Origin of the sequence: Planktotalea sp., assembly GCF_039984035.1 — a bacterium.
GTDB lineage: Bacteria > Pseudomonadota > Alphaproteobacteria > Rhodobacterales > Rhodobacteraceae > Planktotalea.
Window position 1 is genome coordinate 1 of record NZ_JBDWVM010000057.1, and the last position, 3,903, is coordinate 3,903.

Below are 3,903 nucleotides of genomic sequence, written 5' to 3' on the forward strand. Positions count from 1 at the left end.
GATCGGCTATTGGAGTGATGCATTTGCTTCAATGCTCGGGCGGGGGCAGGGCAAGGTGATGGTCAAATATGATCCGCGTGATCTGTCCCAGATTTGGGTGATTGATGAAGACGGTCATGTGATCGTCGCGCGATATCGGGATTTAAGTCACCCGCGGATATCTCTTTGGGAAAGTCGTCGCGCTCGCAAGGAGTGGCAGGACAAGAATATTGGCCGAATGACCGAAGGTTCGCTGAAGCTGCGCGTCGACAGACCCGATCTGCAAGGCTGGATGTCGAACGCGATGTCAGGCAACCTAAAAATAAGACGGAGCGTGATCCTTCGCGTGAAATGTTTGCGATTGATACTGGCAACCCTGACCTTCCAACTTATCCGATAGATGATTTTGATGACTCCAAACGAAAGAATTGACCACATCAAAGGCGATTACTGGATTGCCTTTGATCGCGCCGAGATTGTCCTTAACCGACTGACATCGTGTATGGAAATGCCGAAGCAAAGCCGAATGCCCGGCTTGATGGTCTATGGGAGTTCCGGCATTGGCAAGACCATGATCGCCAAACGGATGGCCAGCAAGTATCCGGCCAGCTACGACGCGGGCCTTGGCGTGACGACGACAGCTATCTTGCTGGTTCAGGCCCCTCCAGCACCGGACGAACGGCGGTTCTATCAACATGTCTTGGCTTCCATCGGCGCCCCGATGTGGGGCCGCCATACGGTATCGGAGCTTGAGGTGCGAGCATTGAGCCACCTTCGGGACATGGATCTGAAAATGTTGATGATCGATGAGGTCCACAATCTTCTCGCAGGCAGCTACCGTGAACAACAGCGGTTCCTGAACATGCTGCGGTTCTTAGCCAATGATCTTTGCGCGTCGCTTGTGGTTTTTGGTGTCAATGAAGCCCTAGAGGCAATCCGTGGTGACGACCAGCTTGCCCGCCGCTTGGATGAACACTTTCTGCCGCTGTGGGAAGATGACGTGGAGTTCTCGCGCCTGATCCAGACCCTTATCGCCGCGATGGCTCTTGAGCGCAGATCTGGCCTAACGGTCGCCTCGCTTCGCATCATATTGAACGTGACCAGCGGTGTGACGTCACGTGTTTTCACCATGATCAAGTCATTGGCACTTGATGCCATCGAAACCGGCGAAGAACGGATCACAGATGAAGCGGTTCATGCATGGCAGCCGGTTTGGGCAAAGCATGCCTGGAATGTACGCCGACAGCCGGTCGCCGAGCTTCAGTGAACAGTAGACCTCTTCCATGCCGCCCTCCTCCAATTGAAGATGAACTCCTGTCCAGTTGGATCACGAGGTTAGCACAAGCCAATCACTGTTCCGTCCAGGAGTTTTGTGGCTATCTAGATTTTGAGCAGGGCAGGGTGCCAGAAACGGTTTCTGAGCTTGTAAACGGAAACTTGGATCACTTGAGTTTTTTGGTGCAACTACCCACCAGCGAAGTTACGGCCATGACGCTCCCTGATGGCATTCGCTTTGAAGTTCAGTATGTGTCCCAACACGATTTCCAGAAATGCGCTGTATGCACTTTGCAGACACCCGGTCTTGTTCTGCGACACTGGCGTTTCGTATGGGCAACCGCCTGCCAGAGGTGCGGACAGGCTCTCGTAGCGTTATGCCCAGCGGACGACGAAATCGTACCTGAAAAACTAATATGTCGTGCAAATCGCGGTGCTGAAATCTTGAGGTCGGCTTTTTGTGATGGCGACTTGAGGCTATGCAGGCGACTTGGGCGAGTTTTCTATATGTTGCGCTCGCGAGACTTGGCGCAATCCACATCTCTGACCTCAGGCGAATAGCCTCTCGGCTGGCAATCACGCCGCGTTGACTTGGATCACGCGACTCTCAACCGGTGGGTCGAGAAGTACGCAGGTGCGATTGCCAATGAAGCTCATCGCCGGAAAGCTCCGACGGGACGTTCGTGGCGCATGGATGAAACTTATTTGAAGGTCAAAGGTAAGTGGACATATCTTTATCGGGCGGTCGACAAGCTCGGCAGTACCCTTGATTTTATGCTCTCTGAGCGTCGCGATGAAACGGCAGCGACCGCGTTCTTTGTTAAAGCTATCGGTAATTACGGCTGGCCGGACAAGGTTGTTATCGACAAAAGTGGGTCGAACACGGCGGGACTATTCAATATGAATTGCCTGCTCGTGATGTGCGGATGGTGTTGGTTAATCACTGTTCGGCGGACGAAATATCTCAATAATATCATTGAGCAGGATCACCGTTTTATTAAGAAACTCACTCGACCTATGCAGACCTTTAAATCGTTGAAATCAGCTGCGGCAACCCTTGCCGGAATCGAGGTCGCACATATGATCCGAAAAGGTCAGTTTGACCCGTCAGAACAGTCTGGATTCGCGCAGTTCGCGGCGCTCGCTGGATAAGTGTGTCCAGCGGAAGAGCTTTCTTAACCTAGCGAAAACTTTGCGACACTACCCATTTAAGCCTATCCGATCACCTCGCCGGAGGGGCTATCTATTCACCTGATTTTTGCAGATGCAGCGAACGGCAGGTTCGTCGGGCCGCGTCGCAGCATCGAGACCCCACTACGGAAGTCGGCTTTGAGCCGTCACATACTAGTTTTCCCCGAGACTATTGCGACCAGCCCTTCGGCGAGCAGGTCCCAGACACGTCGCACTCGCGGGGTTTGGCGCATCGCCTCATGCGCTGTAAGCCAGATGGGCAGGGCTGGAAGCGGGAAGCCAAGATCGATTTCGTTAACTAGCGGGTCAGCATGGCCAACATTGGCCTGTGCAAAACCGATGCCGCAGCCTGCGCGGACCAGTTCCCAATATGTTATGTAGCCATCGCAGCGGACCTTAAAGAAATCGCGACCCACAGAGAATCCAGCTTGGGCAAAGCCATCTTCGATGTCGCTGTTTGTGTCGTAGCCAACAAAATCATGCTGCAAGACGTCCTCTTGGTTTTGTGGGAAACCACGCCGATCAACGTATGATTTGGCAACAAATGCACCCAAAGTGATGTCACCGATGTGCTGGGTGATCAGATCCAGTTGCGTTGGTCGATACATGCGCACAGCGATGTCTGCCTCGCGGTACAGCAAGTTGCGGCTATCGTCGCTGGGAACCAGTTCGATTGCTATCTGAGGTTCAGCTTTACGGATGTCGACGATGATATCAGGCAAGTGAAAAAAGGACATCGCGGCACTGGCCGTGATGCGTACCGTGCCATCAAGTCGCGCGGTTTGTCCGGCGGCTGTTAACGTGATCTGATGGACCGCGTCCCGCATCTGTCGCGCGGGTACGATCAGGGCGGCACCTGTTTCGGTCAGGGTCAGGCCGCGCGGGGCACGGTGGAAAAGTTCCGCACCCAGTTGCGCTTCCATCGTTTTAATCTGACGGCCCAGCGTCGGCTGACTCGCATTCATGCGCCGTGCAGCAGCGGATAAACTTCCGGTTTCAGCAACAGCTAGGAAGCCTTGCACAAGTGACCAATCGAGTTTTTGCAGCGAAAAATCCATGCGTTTATGAATACATGATCTGCATACTATCGCAATTTAATACTATATACGCATGGAAGAGAATACCGGTGAACTTGAAAGGGCACGGGTATGACACAGACAGTTCTGATCCTTGGCGGAAGCGGAAAAATCGGGAAACACAGCTCCACGGCGTTTGAAGGCGCAGGCTGGACGGTGCGGCAGTTTGATCGCAAAACAGGCGACATGGTGAAAGCGGCGCAAGGCGGGGACGTGATCGTCAACGGATTGAACCCTGCAAAGTACCATGATTGGGCGCGCACCATTCCTGCAATCACTGCGCAAGTCATTGCGGCGGCGAAGACCAGTGGTGCGACTGTGATTATTCCAGGCAATATCTATAATTTTGGCAATCGAGGGGGTGAGTTCAACGAAATGACAC

The 3,903-nt window shown here is 53.4% G+C and carries 3 protein-coding genes and 2 pseudogenes; 4 read left to right on the forward strand and 1 reads right to left on the reverse strand.

Annotated elements, in window-relative coordinates:
• From ABJQ89_RS02515 to ABJQ89_RS02525, 3 genes and pseudogenes are all read left to right on the forward strand, one after another.
• Nucleotides 1–379 (forward strand): Mu transposase C-terminal domain-containing protein (locus ABJQ89_RS02515; RefSeq protein ID WP_348494699.1); only part of this gene is annotated, 379 nt, incomplete at its 5' end.
• A 9-nt stretch (nt 380–388) separates the two neighbouring features.
• A complete protein-coding gene (locus ABJQ89_RS02520) occupies nt 389–1,246 on the forward strand; it encodes a TniB family NTP-binding protein (protein ID WP_348494700.1) in 858 nt (285 codons plus the stop codon).
• Between the two features lie 587 nt (nt 1,247–1,833).
• Nucleotides 1,834–2,406 (forward strand): annotated as a pseudogene (locus ABJQ89_RS02525) (IS6 family transposase); the annotation flags it as partial.
• Nucleotides 2,407–2,591: 185 nt separating this feature from the next.
• Here ABJQ89_RS02525 and ABJQ89_RS02530 read toward each other — a convergent pair.
• A complete protein-coding gene (locus ABJQ89_RS02530; protein ID WP_348494701.1) occupies nt 2,592–3,503 on the reverse strand; it encodes a LysR family transcriptional regulator in 912 nt (303 codons plus the stop codon).
• Nucleotides 3,504–3,593: 90 nt separating this feature from the next.
• On the opposite strand from ABJQ89_RS02530, the pseudogene ABJQ89_RS02535 reads away from it, so the two are divergent.
• Nucleotides 3,594–3,903: pseudogene (locus ABJQ89_RS02535) on the forward strand (epimerase); the annotation flags it as partial.